Genomic DNA, 17,909 nt, shown 5'->3' with positions numbered 1-17,909 from the left:
GCGACCTCCTACGGCACCGCAACGCGCTGCGTCTGGCCGTTCACCTGGAACACGCCCGCCTGCGCCTCGATGGACTGCAGTTGCCAGCCGCCCTCGGCATCGCCCTCGCGCAGCAGCCGGGCACCCGCGAGCGAGGCCGCGGCGGTGGAGGTGATCGACAGAAAGCGCTCGCCTCCACGCAGCTCCACGCCGAGCACCCGGAACGGCGGCTCCGGCGCCTTGGGCTTCGTCGTAACCGGAGCGCGCGGGCGAGCGGCGGATGCCACCTGCCGGGTTTTCTCCAGGCGGGTTTCGATTCCGTTCACGCGCGCCAGCAGCGTCTGCAGGTCGACGGCCAAGGCCCTCGCCTCATCGGCCTCTTCGAGGCGCGCCATCCGTTCGTCCAGCGCCTGCCGCGCGGTGGCGAATTCGGCCTGGCTGATCGGCGCCGGCCGGCGCTTGTCCGCATCGGCCTGTTGTTCGAGATCGGCCACGCGCAGGACCAGCGCATTGACCTGCGCATCCTGTGCGGTGCTCTGGGTCTGTTCGGCGAGCCGCGACAGGCCGACGCTGTTGATGAGTGCCACGGCACTGATGAGCAGCAGCCAGAAGGCCGCGGCGACCTTGAGCCAGCGCGTGCGGGAATTGCGCTCGGATGGCGCTTGGGGGAAGGTCATGGCTGCATCTCCTCGGGCCGGTCGGCGTCCGGCACGGGCGTGGCGGTGCCGGGCGGGTCAGCGGAATGGAAGGTGGGAGCACCGTGCCGGCTGAAGCAGACTTGGCGGGTCAAGTCATCGACCGACAGCTCCCAGGCGGGGCCGGCAAGGGTCAGCAAGGCATCGCGCAGCATCAGCGGGCCCAGGCGCAGGTGTGCGGCAGGCAGCGGCAGCGCGTAGAGCGTAGCGGCCTCGGCCGCATCGCAGAGCCGATAGCCGGAGCGCAGCAATACGTGGCGCATGGCATCGCCCACGCTGGCATCGAGCATGGGCGGAATCGAGACCTCCACCGCCTGCTGCAAGAGATCACGCTGCGCAGGTTCCGGCACCAGCTCGACCAGGGTGTAGCGGCCGTAGCGGGCCACGGGCACCAGTCGCTGCTCCAAAGCTGGCTCGTCGGGTGGCGGCGCTTCTATGTGGTCAGGGGTGGCCGGTGTCGTCGTGCAGCCGGACAGCAGGCCGCTGAGCACGACGAAGATGCAGAGGAAACGAGGCAAAGACGGCAGCATGTGGCACCCCACGGTGACGGGATGCCTGCACCATTGCAGAACCGTGCTGCGCGGGCTGCCGAAAATCCGAAACGCGCGGCGCCCCATTTCCCCAAGAAGGGGCGCTCGCTACACAGTTCGACCACCCAAACAAGGAGAAGGAAGTTGGCGAAAGACGATGCAGATAAAGCGGGCAGCACCGCCGCTGTCGAAAAAGGTCTTGGAGCGCTGGAGAGAGCCTGGGATGCCCACTGGGCGTTGCGGTTGATTTGCCTCGTCCTGTTCCTCGACATGGCCATGATGCTTCGTGCCGGTCGAGGGCTGTGGCAGTGGTCGGCCGGCGACAAGGCGCTACTGAGTGATGTGGGATGGGTCGCAGTCCTCGTCGTCGCCTTCAGCTTCGCGGTAGCCATCGTGATCCCCGTCGTCCTGATCGTGCTGCGTCAGATCAGCGTTATCGTCCTCAGTTGGCTGCCGGGCTTTCTCACGGCTTCGGCTGAGCCGGCCTACCAGAGGCCACTGGGATATGCACCTGCACGCGACTTCCGAAACCTGGCTCTGCGCGAGAAGGACAATTTCCTGTTCCGCATGTATGAGGCACATGAACAGAAGAAGCAGGCCGAGAGACTGGCTCGGGAGCGAGCCGGCGAGCTGACGGCGGCAGCCCTTCTGGCGGCGCTGGCGGATTGGCTGCTCGTGCAGTGGATCTCCGGTAGCGTCGGCTTGATCGGCACGATCGTCGAGGCGCTGGCCGGCTGGGCGCCCATCGTCACGGCGGTCACCCTGCTGTGCGCTGGTTTCATCCTGAAGTGGGCCTGGTTCTCGGACACCCCTCCCGACGTGATCTACTACCCGCCGCTGGATCAAGAACTGCGGGACAAGGAACGGGAAGCCCGCGGGCTTTGCTGAAGAAAGAAGCGGCCCCCGAAGGGGCCGCCAAGTTCAGCAACGCTCAATGCACCAACTGCCGAGCCAGTGCCACCTCCACCGAGTCGCCATCCTGGTTCAGGACATCGAGCCCGGATTCAGGAACGTCGCCCGAGGTGGATTGCGACACCATGATCTTCCGGGCCATCAACCCCAGGCAGGTCATCTGCGAGGAGTTGGCGTAGCCGAGGTAGATCACGCGCACCGGCTGCTTCTGGCCGATGCGCCAGGAGCGCCGGGCGGCCTGCTGCAACGAATACACGTTGTAGCCGGACTGGAGGAACACGATGGTCGGGAACTCCAGCAAGTCCAGGCCGGTTTTCACCAGCTCGGGATTGGTGATGAGCACGTCGATGCCACGGTCCAACTGCTCGGCGATCCAGTCCTCGCGGCGGGAGGCATCCACGCTCGCGCGCAGCACCGCCACCTTGAAGCCTTCCTGCTCCAGCAGCACCTTCAAACGCGACGTGGTGTCGCGCGTGCCGGTGTAGACCGAATAGACCAGGGTCTTGCGCCCTTCTGCCTTCTCCTGCTTGCAGATCTCGATCAGCTCGCGTTCCTTGGGCATCACCTCCAGCTCGTTGAACTGAGCCGGAACGAACGCCAAGGTGTTGCGCGTGCGCGGATGCACCACCGTTTCCGACCGGAAGCAGCAGTCCGGCCAGGCCAGCAGCACGTTGAGGACCACACCGAGCAGCGTCGTGTCGCGCTTCGCCAAGGCCTGCTTCAGCTCCTGGGTCAGCCGACCCGCCAGATCGCGGTAGGCCGCGGCTTGCGCCGTGTCCATCGCGACTTCGCGGAACTCCTCGTCGTAGGGCGGCAGCACGTTGCCACCGATGTCCTTCAGCTTGAGGAAGACCGTGAACGGCAGGACGCAACGCAGCACGCCCTTGGGACCGAACCCCGGCGCTTTGACCGTGCGCACCGATACCTTGGTGCCCTTGGCCGTCTTGTGCGCCGTGCCCGCGCTCTCGGAATAGATGTCCTTGAGCACGCCGTGATCGCGCATGAACGCCATCGCGGCCGAGGTCATGCTGCCGCTCTTGGTCGGGCGGTAGCCGTCTTCGATCATCCGCCCAGGCAGGGCTCGGAACAGCAGGTGGAACAGGTCGTCGCCGTAGCCGCCCATCAGTGTGCCGGTGAGCAATAGCGTCTTGCGCGCCTTGGCCGCCAACACCCCCATGGCCTGGCCCTGTGCGGAGCCGCCGTTCTTGTACTCGTGCGCCTCGTCGGCGATGAGCAGGTCGAACGTGCCTTGGGGAAGCTGCCTCTTGATGAACTCGGACGGCTGGTAGCCGCCCTCGCCGAAGCCGAACTCCATGTTGGCCATCGCACGTTCCATGCGGTGGGCTTGCCGGTCCGAGAAGACCAGCTCGCCGTTGCCATCCATCAGGTTGATGAACTCGTGGATGTTGTCCCCGAGCATCGACGCGAGGAAGGCGTCACCGAACTTCTGCATCAGCTTCTGCGCGGTGACTTCGCCAATGGTTGGAATACGCTTCAGTGCCTTGAGCACGGTCGAGGACTGGTCGCTGGCGGACAGGCCTCTGGGACGGATCAGCGTCCACAGCGGTGAGGTGCAGTGGCTGCATTTACGGCGGGACTCTTCCGCTTCTAGATCGATGGTGTTGACAGGCTCGCCGTCCAGGTCGGTGATGACATGCCCGCAAGCCGGGCAGGCCCCCACGTCGCCGTGAGGCGTGCGCCGCCGAACGAAGACAGGCTTCCAGTGGAACCCCATCCGCATCCGCACGCGGCCCAGGACGAAGAACTCCTGGCCCTGCGCCGGCACGCCCAACTGCTCACGCAGTTTCAGCAGCTTGACCAGCGTGTCCGGGCCGTTGAGCACCCAGACCTTGGCCCCGGCCACCGTCTCCTGGATTTCGCGCCGCCACTTGTAGACCAAGTGGGGTGGCGAGAGCACCAGGGTGCGGCGGTAGCCTTCGGCGTTGAGCACGGCGGCGGTGGCAATACCCACCGTCGTCTTGCCGCAGCCCATCTCGCCGTTGACGATCGCGGCGCGTTCGCCGCGATCGACCAACAGCTCGGTGACGGCGTGGACCACATCGGCTTGCGCCGGGAACAGCTTGCGCTTGAGCGCGGCGAGGATCAGTTGCCGATGCACCCGCACCTGGCCGGTGTAGACCGGAGGATTGGCGCGGTTGAGCGAGTCGAGCAGCTCGTCGCCGAACTCGGACACGAAGTCCTGCAGGCTGAGCGTGAGGGGTGAAGCGGCCGCTTCGAGCAGGTCGCCCTGCACAGCGGTTTCGAGAACGGTTTCGAGATCGAGGGACATGGTGATGCTCCAAAAAAATGAGGCATGCACCTCCCCCACGGGGCGGTGACATGCCCCTGGGTGGGAAGAAAGATGCGGCATAGAAACGTGTAGGTGCCGCTGGATGCGGATCAGTATTCGCTGGGCAACAGCAGCGTGGTGACGCTGCGATCCCATTCGGTGATGATCCAGAGCTTCAGGTCGCGCGTGACCTGGTAGGACGAGAACAGACGATCCTCACCGGATTGCAGCGCGGCGTCGTTCTGCCGTCGATCGCTGTCGTCCAGGTCGCCCCAATCGCCATGAAGATGGCGGCGCAGGTACGGCGAGGGGTTGAGCCAGCCCTGTCGGACCAGCTCGTCAACGCCGGCGGTCATGACCACCTGCCCTGGCGAAAAGCGTGCTTGTGACGCGAGGTTGAGGACTGCGAGTGCCATGGTGGTTTCTCCTTCTGGAAGAAGGGGCCGCGGCACCCCATCGGGGCAACGTGACCCCGGTGGGTGGATGAAAGCGACGGCGAACCGTCAGGGAACCGCGATCAGCGATCAGCGATCAGCGATCAGCGGATGGTCAGCACTTCGCCCCACGTAGGCGAGCCCAGCGTCAAGTCCCATGCACGAATGACCGGCACGAACTTGTCGGTGAGGATGCGCGTCTCGGCCACGGAGCCGTCGTCGCGTTCGGTGTATTCCGTCTGGAGAGTCTTCTCCTTGTGGGTGTCACCTTTGACCACCAGCACTCGCCCCGACTTGGACTTCACCACGCCGGAGATCGCGCCTGCGGCCAAGGCCAAGGCGAGATGCCAGTGCGACAAGGCCCGCGCGGGCGGACGCAGCGATTGCTGCGCGGCGCCCAGGTGGGTATCGAGCGCCGGCCAGAGACCTTGCAGCCGGCCGACTTCATCGGCGAACTGCTCGGGCTCCATCGTCACGCGATAGAAGTGCTCCGGCTCGGCCGGGCTGGCAGGGACGGTGTAGGGCAGGAACGGCCATTCGATCGGCAGCTCCTCGGCTTCGGCGTCGCCCTGTCCGATCTGCAGCAGCAGACCGCGGGTGGCCTTGACCGAATCCGATGCCTGGTCGCGCTGACGAATCCTGCGACCGAAGATCACCACCTGCTTGAACTGCGTTTCCACCGCACGGTAGATGCGCAGGTCGGCGAAGTGGCGCGTCAGCCATCCGACCAGCTCGGCGTCGAGCACGTAGGACGGCACGATGAAGATCAGCACGCCACCGTACTGCAGCAGCGGCAGCGCGCGCTGATAGAACAGCTTTTCCAGCCGCGCACGGCCCTGGCCCTGATAGCCGATGTTGCCGTTCACGTCCTTGCTCAGGTCGCCATACGGCGGGTTCAGCCACAGCAGCCCGAAGGACTGGCGCGAGATCAGCGTGTCCATCAGGTCACCGTGGATGCAGCGATCGACCAGTTGCCGTGCGTGGCGGGCACGCTCGGCGTCGTACTCGACGGCGAAGGCCTGGACCTGCTCGCGCCCGAGGGCGTGGGCGGCTTCGGCGATCGCCACGCCTTCGCCGGCGCAGGGATCGAGGATGGACATGGAGCCGGGAGACGGCACCAGTGCGGACAAGGCCCGCTCCAGCGTCGGCTCGTCGGTGGGGAAGTAGCCGTTACGAATGAAATTGCGCGCCAGGCGCGGAAACATGAGTGCCATGGATTTCTCCTGGTGATGGATGAGGGAAGGCGGGCACGCGCGGCGCGCATGCCCGTGGGGATGGCTCACGCCACACGCCGAAGCGGTGCGTTCGCGGCCAGTTCGTACTGCGTGGTGCCGAGGGTGCCGTTGCGGATCAGCTCGCCCAACGCCTTCGTCAGCGCCGGAACATCGAGGGCCAGCCGATGGCCTTCCAGCGGCCCGAGGGCCAAGGGAAGACCGGTCAGCATCCGCCGTGTCTGCAACAGCTCCAGCACGGTGTCGCGCCAGTGGTCGAGCAGTGGCAGCGGGCAGGTGTCCTGCACCAGCGTCCACAGCCGGTCGAGCCGGTGAGCGGAATTCCTGGGCAGAAGCGCTAGCGCGCTGGCGTTGGCCTTGTCTGGCTTCACGCAGCGACGATCGAACAGCCACACATTCGTCAGCGAACCGAACAGCGTTCGCCGATAGGCGCGGGTGATGCGCTTTTCCAGGTTCTCGACGTTGCCGACGAAGACCGGGATGGATGCGCCCTGCTCGGTGATGACGTGGAACTGGTCGAGCCCCTGTTCATCCCGGCCGAGGGTCAGGCGGGCAAGGAACTCCTGAACGGCGGTGTCGCGCGCCCAGATCGAGAGAAAGACGAGATTGCCCTGCTCGTCACCGACGCAACCGTCGGCCATGAGGTCGGGGCATTCGTCGATGCGGTACAGCGGTTTCGCGGAAGAAGGTGCAGGCATGGTGATGTCCTCTTGGAAATGAAGGAGCAACCACAGCCCGCGGGGCCGTGCTCGCCCCGGTTGGGTGAAGGAAGATGCGTGCCGCTAGACAGCGCGGCCCGCGTGGAAGCGGTGAACCCGCTCGCGCCACTCGGGGCTTTGCACCGGCGCCATGTCGAGATAGCGCAGCGGGCACGAGTAGTAGTACGGATGCACGGACTCATCGAGGGACTTGTAGCCCCAATCGCCGCCCGAGCTTTCCAGCAGATGGCAGCCGATGTAGCAGACGGACTCACCGGCCGCGAGGCCCATGACGCCCGCTTGCTTGGCGGTGACGCGAACCACGGTCCACAGAACGTCGCCGTCCAGCGTGTGGTCGATGACTTCGCAGCAAGCGCGTTCGGACGCCTGCGGAGCGATCAGCTCGCGGATCAACTGATCGCGCGTCTGACGAACGAAGGTCCAGCCCATGAAGGTCTCCTTGAAGAAATGGCCGGAGCCCTCCCCGTCGGGGGAGAACCCCGGCGGGTGGCGGAATGCCGCGCAAGGCGGCGGATGGATCAGGCAGCTTTGAGGTGCCAGTCCTGGGACAACGGAGCGAACTCGTAGCCGAGCTTGTCGAGACGGTCGCGCTGCTGACGCAGCACACGACGATCCACGGTCGCATCGAGCTTCACGGTCTCGCCCAGGGGCCACAAGGCACCGAACAGCGCCGCGTCGTCTGCCTCGGCCGAGGCCGCAGCGGACACGGGAGCCGGTTCGCTGCCAAACGGCGTGGTATCGACCAGGGGATCGCGCGGACTGCGCGGCTTCGCCTTCGGCTTGGCCGGGGGCGATGCCGGCGCGGGCGCCTGCGCTTCCTCGTCGATTGGATCGACTTCCTGCGGACTCAGCCGGCGGGCTTCGTCGCGGCTCAGGGCGTCGATGTTGGACAGCGTCATCCCGCCCAGATGGGCGCGGATCTCGATGACCATGCGGCCGTTGGCGTTGTACGTGGAGGGGCGAATCTCGACGATGACGAAATCACCGTCGTACTTGCCCTCGCGGTACTGATCGAGTTCGGCGTTCTTCACGACGAACTCGCCGATCGAGGTCGCCAGGCGGCCGACGTTGAAGTCGCCGTTCCTGCCGTGGATGGTCTTGATGGCCAGTTGGCCGGGGATGGTGATCATGAAGGTCTCCTGCGGACGAAGAGAGGACAAGGCCCCGGGGATGGGGCCTTGCGGATCAGAACGACTCGGCAACGGCCAATGCGGGGGCATCGGCAGCGTCGTCGGCAGCATCGGCGACGGGCTTGGAAGGCTCCGGTGCCGAGGCTTGCTGAGCGTCGGACGTCACAGGGACTTCCGGGTCCCGCTCGTCGGTCTCGGTCGGCTTGGGTTCGGCCTTGTAGACGAGCTGGCCGTCGACCTTGATCCAACTGACGAACAGCAGGCGGGCCTTGAGGCTCACCCCCTGCTCGCCGGCACGCTTGCCCTTGGAGTAGGTGAAGGTGTCGGTCCACAGGTCGCCCAGGCGGAACCCGATCATCACCTTCTTCTCGGCGTCGACCGCCTGAATGCAGCGGCGCACCAGGTGCTGCGCTTCCGATCCCGATACGCGCGTGTCGAAACGCACATACGAGACGTCATCGCTGGGACCGTTCAGGGCCGCGATGTCGCAGGCCAGGAACGCATCGCCTTTCTTGGGCTTCACTTCGCGGATGCGATTGAGATACCCGAGGCCGGTGATGTGCAGATCGAAGTAGGACTTCTCGGTGGAAGTGGTCATGGTGAATCTCCTGGGAACAATGAGGCGGAGACACACCCGACCCAAGGCGGGGAAGGTGTGGAACCCCCGCGTGGGTTGATGGAACAGCTTGGTGGCATCGCCATCGAGAACCGATGGCCGTTCGCGCATGGATGCCGGTGCGAACTGGGGTGATCGACGCGGTCGGAACCGCGTCGCAGCCTTGAAGATCGTGGCTGCCTGGGCATGTCGCTGACGGACGTCAGCGGAACATGGCCGGAAGCGTGGCGCCGGGACGGCGCGCAGGCGAGCGGCAATCGGCACTCGCGGCTGTCCGCATTGCCGGGAAGAAATAGGCCCCCTGAGCGGGGGCCAGGGATGGGCGGTCAGTTACCGCTGGGCGTGGAAGGAGCCGCCTGCAGCGACAGGTGTGTCGCGGTGGCGGACACGTCGAGGTCGTCCTCGCTGTGCAGGATGCGCGCAAACACGCCCTCCTGCGGATCGAAGAACTCGCCAAAGTCATCGCCGCCGAACTCGGCGCGCGCCAGCTCCCACCAATAGTCGAAGGCATCGACATCCGGGTTGCAGCCGGCGGCGTAGGCGATGGTCTTCTGGCGACCATCGGGCCGGCGCTCGCCGCGCTCGGCCAGGAAGTACACGCCCTGATCCTTGACCAGGATGACGTGGCATTGATTCGCCACCGCTTCGGCGAGCACGGGCCGCAGCTCCGTGCCTTTGAATCGAACAGTCATGGGTGTGATCTCCAGGGAGGCAGGAAGAGAGGCTTCCCGCCGCGAGGGCGGGAAGCTGCTGGGAGGTCAGTGCCGGACAGCCTTGCGACCCGACAGGCACTGCACGCGGATGCGTCTCCAGCTCCCGTCGTCGAACAGCCGTTCCAGCGTCTCGCCGAGGGTGTCGAAGAACACCTCATCGACCCGTTCGATCAGCTCTCCGTCGCGGTGCAGCTCCACCGCGTAGAGGTCGGGGCCACGCTCATACAGCACGGTGACGCGACCCTGGAACTTCATCGTGGCGACGGTGAAGCCGATGGCCGGCGGCGTGCGGATGATGTCGGCGGGCAGCGGATCGACCCAGGTGATGTCCCGCGCACCGGCATCCACCAGCATGTGGGTGATGCGACGGAAGCCGTCGGGAGCGGGCAACTGCTCCAGTTGGTCGATCAGTTCCTGCAGCTCGGGGCAGCGGGGCTCGGGGATCGGCAGCTTCGCCGGTGCGGACCCGAGCACGAACCGCTTCACCGTGTAGGGCTGGCCGTCGGCGGTGAACTCGGTCTGCTCCTCGGGCGTGTCCGCCCGCTGACCGTCGAAGCGGCGTCTGACATAGGGTTCGACCTGCACCTTGGCGCCCTCGTCGGGCACCTCGGTCACGAGCGTTCGATCGAGCACCGCGAACTCGGCTCGTCCCGTCTTGACGACGATGGCCTCGTCGGTGGTGGCGATGACCTTGCCCTCGAAAGGCTTCGGGTCGATGTGAAAGCCCAGCGTCGAAACCTTGGGCTGGCCGTTGAAGATGTTGAACTTGAACGAACGGACGTTGGAAGGCACATGACCGACAACGAGCGTCGGCATCTGTGCGCGGATGGCTTGGGTATCCATGGGGAGACTCCTTGTGGCAACCAAGGGACTCCCGCCCGCAAGGGAGGCGGTCCCTTGAGGGTGAGGTGGATGGACGCGGTATGCGTCCGGCGAAAGAAACGACCAGCACGGCGAACCGCGCCGCAGTCTCGAAGGTCTCGACTGCCTGGGCATGCTGCCGGCAACGCCAGCGAACATGCGGCCAGCGTGCGGCACATGGCGGCGGCCGTCCGTTGGGAATCGGCAATGCGCCGGCACCGCGTTCCGCGAAAAAGAAGAGCCCCGACGTGGGGGCTCGAATGGGTTGCGGGTTACTCGTCGTCGTAGAGCGTCAGCCCGTCCAGCACGGGCGCGTCGGCATCGAACACCAACATGCGAACGTCAGCGAGCGCAGCCAGGTGCAACACTTCCACGAGGGACTCCGGCACGCCCTTGGCCCGGTGCTCCTGCCGCAGCTCTTCGGCGGTGATGCCCTCGACATGCTGCAGGTTCGCATCCGTCCAGGGCGTGGCGATCAGCTTCACGCCGACCGCCGGGCTGTAGGGAATGCGGAAGGCCACGAACAAAAAACCGCCCGGCGTGGCGATGTCCGCCAGTTCGGCGAGGAAGCGGCCGGCCTCCTCGGTGATGTGCGCCGAACTGATTTCCCAAGCACGGCTGTAGAACCCGGTCTCGAAGCGCAGGCGGCGTACCACCTCGCGCGCGGCTTCCTCGGAGTAGGTATCGCCGACGTGCAGCGGCTGGCCGGCTTCTTCGGCCATGACGGCGTAGACGAGGTTTCGGGCGATGCCGTGGCTGGGGCACTGCGCGTCCAGCTCGGGCGGCACGTTCTGGCCTTCCGTGATCAGCGCGAAGTCGTCGCAGAAGACGCAGGCATGGCGCTCGACCTGGCTGTCCGGCAGGTGCGACTGCGAGACGTGCAGCGGCAGATAGCTCAGCGGGCAGTCGTCGTCGTAGGAAATGGCGAGCAGCCGTTGCACGGACAGGCCATCGTAGCCGCGGACGAAGGGGTTGTTGGAATGGGACATGGGATTCCTCCAGCAGAGGATGGCCGAGGCAATCCCCTGCCGGGGATTGAACCCCAGCGGGCGGATGAAGTGGCAGCCGGTCAGCCGGCAGCGGTGTCGGGCCGCCCTGGTGGCGGGCGGTGCAGGTCAGTGGAAGATGCTGATTCGGAACATGGCCGCTCCTGCGAAAGGAAGGAGGGACATGGCCCCGAACGGGGACGCATGTCCCTCGTGGGGTGGGATGAAAGGACGGTGGGTTGCCAGGCGCGGCTCACCAGCCGTTGTAGTGCAGCGTGAGGTCAGCGATGACCTGGCGCCGTTCCAGATCGAGGCCGCCGAAGTCGGACAGCCCCTCGAAGCCGCAACGCTTGAGCATCGCGCCGCCCTCGCGGGAGTTGTAGAAGCTCACCATCGCGGACAGGAACATGCGTTGACCGCTGCTCAGCACGCCCAGGGCGTCGTTGAGCATCAGCATGTTGGGCCGCAGGTCCCACTTGGTGGTGGCACGCTGCAGACCTTCGCGTGTGCCGTCGCCGAACCACTCGTGGCCGGCGATCTGCGCGCCGCGCTTCCAGGCCTCGAAGAAGGCCTGCGGTGCAGCGTCGAAGTGCGCCTGTTCCAGCGCCATCTGATCGAGCACGTCTTCGGGTAAAGACAGATTCATGAGAGAACTCCTTGAAGGGTGGGAATCAGGGGTGAGCGCGCTGTGTCCAGGCATGGGTATCCAGGGCGCGCTGTGCTGCGAGGTGGGTCGGGAAATACTCGACGGACTCCCGCGATACCGGGCCTTCGTCGTCTTGCGTGCCGATGTAGTGACCGGCCGCGCTGCGCAGCACCTGTAGCGGCAGACGCTTGCCGGTCCAGGCCAGCGCCAGCGCACCACTGCGCACTGCGGTTGCAGAGGAAGATGCGGAAGGTTCAGACATGCCGTGCTCCTTGGTGGTGGGGCGGGGAGCACGCATCCCGCAGGGGATGGGGTTCCCCTCGGGTGGTTGAGAAAAGTGCATCGTCGCCAGGCCGGCGAGCGTCCGCGGTGGGCGATGCGAAGCGGACTGGATCGGTCGACGCGGCGAACCGCGTTGCAGTCTTGAAGACCGAGACTGCCAGGGCATGCCGCTGACGACTTTCAGCAACGCATGGCGTGAGGATGGGCGCGAAGCATGGCTGCCGTCGCAGGGAAAACCGAATCGCGGACGGCCCGCTTTAGGGCAGGCCCGCGTCACGGGACAAGGCAAGGACCAGGGCGCCGAAGGCCACGCGGGCCTTCGGCTGGAGAGGAAGGAAAACCACCTGTGGGCTGCGTCAGCGCAGGCCGTCGTCAAAGCCGTTCGCTGCGTCAGCAATCGCACCCGGCCCGTTTCGTGGCTGGGGCCGGAAACCTCTGGCGTGCATCCACACACAAAGGGAGCCCGTTGTTCCGCCGGCGGGCACCGGCACGGAATACCCTCGGCCCAAGGGGCCTCCTCACGGCTCGCGCGGCGGCAAGGCGTCAGGAAGCCCCTCGTGGCCGAGGCAAGGCACACCGATCAAGGGAATGGCGGCGGGCGCGATTCGTGGAGCAATGACCTTCTCGCCCCGTCGCCCGATGGTGGGCAGACGGGGCGCGCACACCGTTGCAGAAGGAGACGCGCGCTTTGGAGTCCCGCGCGGTGCGGGACGTTTGCCTCGCCGCCAGTGAAGGGCCGGCGCGGCAGGGGGAAGCGAGGATCAGGACGCCTTGGAGGCAGCGCGCCGCTTGCGCGGTGCGCTGCGCCGGCCCGTCGGGGACTCGAGCGGCAACGTGCCCTTGCAGTCCGGGTAGCGCGAGCAGGACCAGAACGCGCCGCTCTTGCCCGTGCGCTGCTGCATCGGTGCGCCGCACTGCGGGCAGGCCGGCGCCGGCGGCAGCTTGAGCGAGAGCGTTGCGCCGCGGTACTGCTGCACGAGCTGGCCGACCCACACGGACTGCTTCTCGATGAAGGTGTCCAGCGCCATCTGGCCGGCCTCGATCATGTCGAGCGCCTGCTCCCACACCGCCGTGGTGCCGGGGTCGGCGATGGCCGAGGGCACCGCGTCGATGAGCGTGAATGCCGCGTCGGAAGCGCGGACGGCGCGGCCTTTCTTGACCAGGTAGCCGCGACCGATCAGACCGTTGATGATGTTGGCGCGTGTCGCCTCGGTGCCGATGCCGGTGGTATCTCGCAGCTTCTGTTTCAGGCGCGGGTCGGTCACGAACTTGGCGACGGTCTTCATGGCCTTGATCAGCTCGCCCTGCGTGTAGGGTTTGGGCGGCAGCGTCTTCAGCGCCTTGAGATCCACCTTTCCGACCGGGCAGGACAGGCCCGCATGCAGGGCGGGCAGCACCTGGCTGCGCTGCGCATCCTCGCCATCGGCATCGTCCGGCCCCGGCGTCGCCAGCACCTCACGCCAGCCGGTGACGGCGATCTGCTTGCCCACGGCCGCCAGCGACTGACTGCCGCACGAGAACTGCGCTACCGTCCGGTCGAACTCATGGTGCGGGAGGAACTGCGCGAGGTAATGGGCGCGGATCAGCCGGTAGACGGCCAGTTCCTTCTCGTTCATGGCCGACAGGTTGGCGGGCTCCAGCGTCGGGATGATGCCGTGGTGAGCCGACACCTTGCCGTCGTTCCATGCACCCGAGCGCTGTTGGCGATCCAGGCGGTCGATCAGCGGCCGCAGGCTGGGGTCGGTCTTGACCAGGCTGTCGAGTACGGTCGGCACCTCGGCCAGCATGCTCTCGGGTAGGTAGCCCGAATCCGAGCGCGGATACGTTGTCGCCTTGTGTGTCTCGTACAGCGCCTGGGCAATGTCCAGCGTCTCCTGCACGTCGAGGCCCAACTGCTTGGAGCACACCTCCTGCAGCGTGCCCAGGTCGAACGGCAGCGGCGGTGCCTCGCGCACGCGCTCGGTGTCCACCGACACGACCTGCGCATCGCGTGCCGCGCGAATGCGATCCGCAGCCTGCTGCGCCACCGGCTGCTGAAGGCAGCGACCCGCTGCATCCGTGCTGCCTTCGGGCGGTATCCAGCTCGCGGTGAAGGATTGGCCGGCATGGGATAGCAGCACATCCACGGCCCAATACGGCATGGAGACGAATCGCGCGATCTCGCGATCACGATCCACGACCAACTTCAGCGTCGGCGTCTGCACGCGCCCCACCGACAGCACGCCCGTATAGCCGGCCTGGCGCCCCAGCAGGGTGAACAAGCGGCTCAGGTTCATCCCGATCAGCCAGTCGGCACGCGAACGGGCGAGTGCGGAGAAATACAGCGGCAGCGTCTCGGCGGACGGTTTGAGCGCGCCCAGCGCCTTGCGGATCGACGCATCGTTGAGCGCCGACAGCCACAGGCGCTGAATCGGCCCGCGGTAGCCGCACAGGTCGATGATCTCGCGGGCGATCATCTCGCCCTCGCGGTCGGCGTCGGTCGCTATCACCAGCTCGCCCGCCTTGGCGACGAGCTGCTGCACGACCTTGAATTGCGCTGCGGTCGCCGCCTTGGGCTCGACACGCCAACGCTCAGGAAGAATGGGCAGTTGCTCGATGGCCCAGCGCTTGTATTGCTCGCCGTAGCCTTCGGGCGGAACCGCCTCCACCAGATGACCGATGCACCAGGTCACGACGACACCCGCGCCGCTGTAGCAGCCGTTGCCGCGTTGAACGGCACCCAGCACACGGGCGATGTCCTTGCCCTGGGAGGGCTTCTCGCACAGGAACACGCGCATGAAGCCTCCTTGGAAATGTGCGGTTCATCGGATGGGCGTCAGCTTGGCGGGGCCAGGAGATGCCGGCAGCAAGGAAGCCGATTGATGCAGACACCGCTTTGTGATCGGCAGGCGGTCCGTTGCCGCAGCGGTGCGCATAGACCGCAGGAGTTGGCACAGCAAGAGCGTCGTTTCTGGAGGGCGGCTGGAACTCCGTGGACGACCTTGGAGCTATCCCCTGGGGATAGCTCGCTGGTGCATCGCGGGCGTATGACGGTTGCTACAGCCGCCCTCGGGGGAACGGCGATGGGCGAATTACTGTCCGCCGGCGGGCTTGGCGCTGAGCGCCACCGACTCGATGCGGTACGGCAGGATGCCCACGCGCCGCGCCTCGACCTTGAACGTCACGCGCTCGTTCTCGTCGGCGTCCTCCCATTCGTCGCGCACGGTGCGGCCCTCGACCAGCACCCGCATGCCTTTCTGGTACAGCGTCTTCCAGTGCTCGGCGTCGCGGTGCCACAGCTCCACGGGCGCCCAGAAGCCGCCGCGATCTTCGTACTCGCCGTCCTTCTTCGGGATCGGGTTGTCGAAGTAGACGTTCAGGCGCAGCAGCCGGCGCGGCTCGTCGTTGCCGTTCGGAAATTCGCGGTAGTCCGGCGCAGAACCGATGTTGCCCTCGCCGACGAAGTGCGTGCTCATGGTGACTCCTTGGTGGTGGGTGGAACGGACGCGGTATGCCCGTGGACGCGCCGCAGGTAAGCCGCTTCGGCCTGCGCGGCCTTGTTGGCGCATTCCAGGGCTTGGCGAGCGATGCTGTGGGTCAGACTGATCTGCATGTTCAGCACGATGCGCTGCAGTTCGATCGCGTACAGCTCGTCGATCAGCGAGGCCGGCGTCGCGGGGTTGGCCAGCAGGGCCTCCCACAACGCCACGCCCATGGAGGAACGGTCGAGGTTGCGCCAGCGCAGGAAGGTCGTCCCTGCGCCAGTGGCCTGCTGGGCCAGTTGCACGTCGAGCAGGCTGAAGGGATAGGCGCGCGCCTGGGGCAGCACGCGCCGCTGCGCCAGGCCAATCACGTCGTCGCGCAGCGCTGCGCACTGGCTGGCCCAGGTCTCCAGACTCCCCTTACCCTTAAAAGGCTGTAAAAGGCCTTTTAGGTAGCCTGCGTGTTCCAGCCGCTGGAAGTCCGCCTGTTCCAGCGCCACGAAGCGCGTGGAGTGGCTGATGGGGATCGATGCTGTCATGCGCCCGCAGCCTCATCGCCCGCCGCACCATCGGCTGTGCCATCCGTGTGAGCCGGCGCATCGGGCTCGATGGCGGGCGCTGCAGGCGGCGTGCCGGGCTTGGTCGTCCGCCGCGCGATCGGTGGCGCGAAGCGCGAGCGGCGCGTGCCTTCCAGCACGTCCTGCGGCAACTCGCCGAACTTCTCCAGCGCCGCTCGCGCCGCCGCGTTCTTCGCCGCGAAGTCGTCGCGCGTGGTGCCCGAGTAGCGGTACTGCTGGGCCAGCGAGAACAGGCTGCGCAGCGCGTGCGCGCCATCATTGAGCCAGCGCTCCAAGGTGCTGCGGTCGATCAGCGCCGTGTGGTGCGCCAGGATGAGTTTGCGCGCCAGGTCGTCGTAGTCAGCCAGCAGGTACACCGCCATGAAGCCGAGCTGGGCGTTCACGAACAGCGGCAGCTTCACCGGCTGCACGTTCATGTTCTCGCCCAGGGACAGCGCCGCTGGCACGTCGGCCAAGGCCTGATCCACCTGTTCGCGCAGGGTCTGCAGACGGGTCTTGGTGTCGGCGAGCTTGTCCTCGATCCGCAACATCCACCAGTCCGAGTACGGGTCGTCCTGCTCGGCGCCGCGCTTCATCTTGTTCATGGCGCCGATGAAGCCGTTGAGACCGATGATGCCTGGGCGCCCCTCGGTCGGCGCACGGCCGTGCCAGATGCGCGAAGCGTGGTGCGTGTGCAGCGTCAGCGACATCGCGCTGCGCAGCGATCCGAGATTCAGTTGCAGGGGTTCTGTGCGTTCGTTGGCCATGAGAGCGACTCGCGGTGAAGGGGCGAGTCGCCAGCATCGGCATCGGCCGGAAGGCTGTCAGTCAACAAACCGCAGCCCATGCGCGCCCGGTTTGTTCTGCGCGGAAGGCTGTGTGTGCCGGCTATCCCCTGGGGATAGCTCGGCGGAGTCGTTCGCGACTCGCGCGGAGGTGAGACCGCGTCGCGGGGCTATGCCTCGCGAGGTCTGTACCAGGCGGCCCGTTGCCCCTCCACCTCACGGTAGCGAAGCTCGAACAGGCGGCACTCGTGCACCACCTGCCGCCAACTGCTGCAGCCGTACTTGGCTGGAAGCTGCTCGGGATGCCGGTCCGCGATCCAGCGGCCAGCGGCGGCGATCGGTGTCCAGCCCTCGACGGCCAACTGCGCGGCGGCCTCGCGTAGCGCACGAACGATGCCGGCGGCCGGCCAGTCCACCGTGCCGTCCGGCGCGATGCCATTGACCACCAGGTCGTGGAACACATCCGACTGGACGAATTCCGCTGCCAGGCGCCGCGCCTGATCCATGTGCTCGGCCCAGCCGCGCAACTGCTCGAAGTGTTGATCGATGCGCGTGTAGGCGAAACCGAGTTCGTCCTGTGCAGCGCGGCACCCGTCCACGGTCCATAGATCGTGCTGGTCGATGAAGTGGTGCACCAGTGTGTTGCGCAGCGATACCAGGTCTTTGAGGTCGGCCTGGGTCTTGGCGTAGTCCTGCGCAGACAGGCTCAGTTGCACGCGCGTGCGAAAGGAGATCACGTCGCCGGGAAGATCGTCGTCGCGTTCCTCGCCGCCATTTCCATCGGTGACGACATACGAACCAAACAGTTGTCCGATCAACGTGCCCAGGGTCTTGGTCGCGGCATCTTCAATCCGCGCTGCGCGAATGGCCTCCAGCGAATGCGCCGGGCCTGAAATCTCGTGGTGGGCCACGATGGCTTTCATGAGGCGCTCGTATTGTTGAAGGCGCAACAGGCATCTGCCCAGCAAGCGCTGAACGTCTTGCTGTAGTGGTTGCAGTGCGTTTGTGGCGGGGGAAGTCGTCATGTCCATCGTCGGCCGGGCTCGTGCGTGGCTGTCCTCGTCTGATTCACAGGCGACAG

Annotated in this window: 20 protein-coding genes; 1 reads left to right on the top strand and 19 read right to left on the bottom strand. The window is 66.3% G+C overall.

The window, feature by feature from the left end; genetic code table 11:
* Positions 1-8 precede the first annotated feature (8 nt).
* Positions 9-656, bottom strand: a complete 648-nt coding sequence (locus GH681_RS12985; RefSeq protein ID WP_153161884.1) for a hypothetical protein — start codon at positions 654-656, stop codon at positions 9-11.
* Positions 653-1,204 (bottom strand): PilL N-terminal domain-containing protein, encoded by a 552-nt coding sequence (locus GH681_RS12980; RefSeq protein ID WP_153161883.1) that lies wholly within the window; start codon positions 1,202-1,204, stop codon positions 653-655. Before GH681_RS12980 ends, GH681_RS12985 begins: the two co-directional genes overlap by 4 nt.
* A 144-nt stretch (positions 1,205-1,348) precedes the next feature.
* Here GH681_RS12980 and GH681_RS12975 point away from each other — a divergent pair, with 144 nt between their 5' ends.
* Positions 1,349-2,092, top strand: coding sequence for a hypothetical protein (locus GH681_RS12975; RefSeq protein WP_017462935.1), 744 nt, complete (start codon positions 1,349-1,351; stop codon positions 2,090-2,092).
* A 43-nt stretch (positions 2,093-2,135) separates the two neighbouring features.
* Here GH681_RS12975 and GH681_RS12970 read toward each other — a convergent pair whose 3' ends face one another.
* The 17 genes from GH681_RS12970 to GH681_RS12885 form a co-directional block, all read right to left on the bottom strand.
* Entirely contained in the window at positions 2,136-4,406 is a 2,271-nt protein-coding gene (locus GH681_RS12970) for a helicase-related protein (RefSeq protein WP_153161882.1), read from the bottom strand.
* Between the two features lie 110 nt (positions 4,407-4,516).
* Positions 4,517-4,822 (bottom strand): hypothetical protein, encoded by a 306-nt coding sequence (locus GH681_RS12965; protein ID WP_153161881.1) that lies wholly within the window; start codon positions 4,820-4,822, stop codon positions 4,517-4,519.
* Positions 4,823-4,944: 122 nt separating this feature from the next.
* Positions 4,945-6,054: a DUF6094 domain-containing protein gene (locus tag GH681_RS12960; RefSeq protein WP_153161880.1), complete on the bottom strand. Its 1,110-nt coding sequence runs from the start codon at positions 6,052-6,054 to the stop codon at positions 4,945-4,947.
* A gap of 65 nt (positions 6,055-6,119) precedes the next feature.
* Entirely contained in the window at positions 6,120-6,770 is a 651-nt protein-coding gene (locus GH681_RS12955; protein WP_017462939.1) for a hypothetical protein, read from the bottom strand.
* Between the two features lie 84 nt (positions 6,771-6,854).
* Positions 6,855-7,220 (bottom strand): hypothetical protein, encoded by a 366-nt coding sequence (locus GH681_RS12950; RefSeq protein ID WP_017462940.1) that lies wholly within the window; start codon positions 7,218-7,220, stop codon positions 6,855-6,857.
* Positions 7,221-7,309: 89 nt separating this feature from the next.
* Entirely contained in the window at positions 7,310-7,921 is a 612-nt protein-coding gene (locus GH681_RS12945; RefSeq protein WP_004255049.1) for a DUF3275 family protein, read from the bottom strand.
* Between the two features lie 55 nt (positions 7,922-7,976).
* On the bottom strand, positions 7,977-8,519 hold the full coding sequence (locus GH681_RS12940) for an STY4534 family ICE replication protein (RefSeq protein WP_017462942.1): 543 nt from the start codon (positions 8,517-8,519) through the stop codon (positions 7,977-7,979).
* Between the two features lie 344 nt (positions 8,520-8,863).
* A complete protein-coding gene (locus GH681_RS12935; RefSeq protein ID WP_153161879.1) occupies positions 8,864-9,229 on the bottom strand; it encodes a DUF3085 domain-containing protein in 366 nt (121 codons plus the stop codon).
* Positions 9,230-9,295: 66 nt separating this feature from the next.
* Positions 9,296-10,093, bottom strand: coding sequence for a GTPase (locus tag GH681_RS12930; protein WP_153161878.1), 798 nt, complete (start codon positions 10,091-10,093; stop codon positions 9,296-9,298).
* A gap of 290 nt (positions 10,094-10,383) precedes the next feature.
* On the bottom strand, positions 10,384-11,100 hold the full coding sequence (locus GH681_RS12925; protein WP_017462945.1) for a hypothetical protein: 717 nt from the start codon (positions 11,098-11,100) through the stop codon (positions 10,384-10,386).
* 250 nt (positions 11,101-11,350) lie between these two features.
* Positions 11,351-11,743: a hypothetical protein gene (locus GH681_RS12920; RefSeq protein ID WP_003141051.1), complete on the bottom strand. Its 393-nt coding sequence runs from the start codon at positions 11,741-11,743 to the stop codon at positions 11,351-11,353.
* A 25-nt stretch (positions 11,744-11,768) separates the two neighbouring features.
* Entirely contained in the window at positions 11,769-12,005 is a 237-nt protein-coding gene (locus GH681_RS12915; RefSeq protein ID WP_010792170.1) for a hypothetical protein, read from the bottom strand.
* A gap of 781 nt (positions 12,006-12,786) precedes the next feature.
* Positions 12,787-14,802, bottom strand: coding sequence for a DNA topoisomerase III (locus GH681_RS12905; RefSeq protein WP_153161877.1), 2,016 nt, complete (start codon positions 14,800-14,802; stop codon positions 12,787-12,789).
* Between the two features lie 294 nt (positions 14,803-15,096).
* Positions 15,097-15,480: a single-stranded DNA-binding protein gene (locus tag GH681_RS12900; protein ID WP_004362284.1), complete on the bottom strand. Its 384-nt coding sequence runs from the start codon at positions 15,478-15,480 to the stop codon at positions 15,097-15,099.
* Positions 15,477-16,025 (bottom strand): DUF3158 family protein, encoded by a 549-nt coding sequence (locus GH681_RS12895; protein ID WP_012584773.1) that lies wholly within the window; start codon positions 16,023-16,025, stop codon positions 15,477-15,479. Before GH681_RS12895 ends, GH681_RS12900 begins: the two co-directional genes overlap by 4 nt.
* A complete protein-coding gene (locus GH681_RS12890; protein ID WP_017462948.1) occupies positions 16,022-16,810 on the bottom strand; it encodes a PFL_4669 family integrating conjugative element protein in 789 nt (262 codons plus the stop codon). The genes GH681_RS12895 and GH681_RS12890 overlap by 4 nt, the downstream gene beginning before the upstream one ends.
* Positions 16,811-16,998: 188 nt before the next feature.
* Positions 16,999-17,751 (bottom strand): OST-HTH/LOTUS domain-containing protein, encoded by a 753-nt coding sequence (locus GH681_RS12885; protein ID WP_194271229.1) that lies wholly within the window; start codon positions 17,749-17,751, stop codon positions 16,999-17,001.
* Positions 17,752-17,909: the final 158 nt, after the last annotated feature.

It is taken from the genome of Zoogloea sp. 1C4, from assembly GCF_009469605.1.
GTDB classification, from domain to species: Bacteria; Pseudomonadota; Gammaproteobacteria; order Burkholderiales; family Rhodocyclaceae; genus Zoogloea; species Zoogloea oryzae.
This window is presented reverse-complemented; position numbering and strand designations above follow the sequence as displayed.

Excerpts from the sequence above, each read along its gene's own strand:
- GH681_RS12985 (WP_153161884.1), bottom strand. The coding sequence starts at position 656 with ATGACCTTCCCCCAAGCGCCATCCGAGCGCAATTCCCGCACGCGCTGG.
- GH681_RS12980 (WP_153161883.1), bottom strand. The coding sequence starts at position 1,204 with ATGCTGCCGTCTTTGCCTCGTTTCCTCTGCATCTTCGTCGTGCTCAGC.
- GH681_RS12970 (WP_153161882.1), bottom strand. The coding sequence starts at position 4,406 with ATGTCCCTCGATCTCGAAACCGTTCTCGAAACCGCTGTGCAGGGCGAC.
- GH681_RS12965 (WP_153161881.1), bottom strand. The coding sequence starts at position 4,822 with ATGGCACTCGCAGTCCTCAACCTCGCGTCACAAGCACGCTTTTCGCCA.
- GH681_RS12960 (WP_153161880.1), bottom strand. The coding sequence starts at position 6,054 with ATGGCACTCATGTTTCCGCGCCTGGCGCGCAATTTCATTCGTAACGGC.
- GH681_RS12955 (WP_017462939.1), bottom strand. The coding sequence starts at position 6,770 with ATGCCTGCACCTTCTTCCGCGAAACCGCTGTACCGCATCGACGAATGC.
- GH681_RS12950 (WP_017462940.1), bottom strand. The coding sequence starts at position 7,220 with ATGGGCTGGACCTTCGTTCGTCAGACGCGCGATCAGTTGATCCGCGAG.
- GH681_RS12945 (WP_004255049.1), bottom strand. The coding sequence starts at position 7,921 with ATGATCACCATCCCCGGCCAACTGGCCATCAAGACCATCCACGGCAGG.
- GH681_RS12940 (WP_017462942.1), bottom strand. The coding sequence starts at position 8,519 with ATGACCACTTCCACCGAGAAGTCCTACTTCGATCTGCACATCACCGGC.
- GH681_RS12935 (WP_153161879.1), bottom strand. The coding sequence starts at position 9,229 with ATGACTGTTCGATTCAAAGGCACGGAGCTGCGGCCCGTGCTCGCCGAA.
- GH681_RS12930 (WP_153161878.1), bottom strand. The coding sequence starts at position 10,093 with ATGGATACCCAAGCCATCCGCGCACAGATGCCGACGCTCGTTGTCGGT.
- GH681_RS12925 (WP_017462945.1), bottom strand. The coding sequence starts at position 11,100 with ATGTCCCATTCCAACAACCCCTTCGTCCGCGGCTACGATGGCCTGTCC.
- GH681_RS12920 (WP_003141051.1), bottom strand. The coding sequence starts at position 11,743 with ATGAATCTGTCTTTACCCGAAGACGTGCTCGATCAGATGGCGCTGGAA.
- GH681_RS12915 (WP_010792170.1), bottom strand. The coding sequence starts at position 12,005 with ATGTCTGAACCTTCCGCATCTTCCTCTGCAACCGCAGTGCGCAGTGGT.
- GH681_RS12905 (WP_153161877.1), bottom strand. The coding sequence starts at position 14,802 with ATGCGCGTGTTCCTGTGCGAGAAGCCCTCCCAGGGCAAGGACATCGCC.
- GH681_RS12900 (WP_004362284.1), bottom strand. The coding sequence starts at position 15,480 with ATGAGCACGCACTTCGTCGGCGAGGGCAACATCGGTTCTGCGCCGGAC.
- GH681_RS12895 (WP_012584773.1), bottom strand. The coding sequence starts at position 16,025 with ATGACAGCATCGATCCCCATCAGCCACTCCACGCGCTTCGTGGCGCTG.
- GH681_RS12890 (WP_017462948.1), bottom strand. The coding sequence starts at position 16,810 with ATGGCCAACGAACGCACAGAACCCCTGCAACTGAATCTCGGATCGCTG.
- GH681_RS12885 (WP_194271229.1), bottom strand. The coding sequence starts at position 17,751 with ATGAAAGCCATCGTGGCCCACCACGAGATTTCAGGCCCGGCGCATTCG.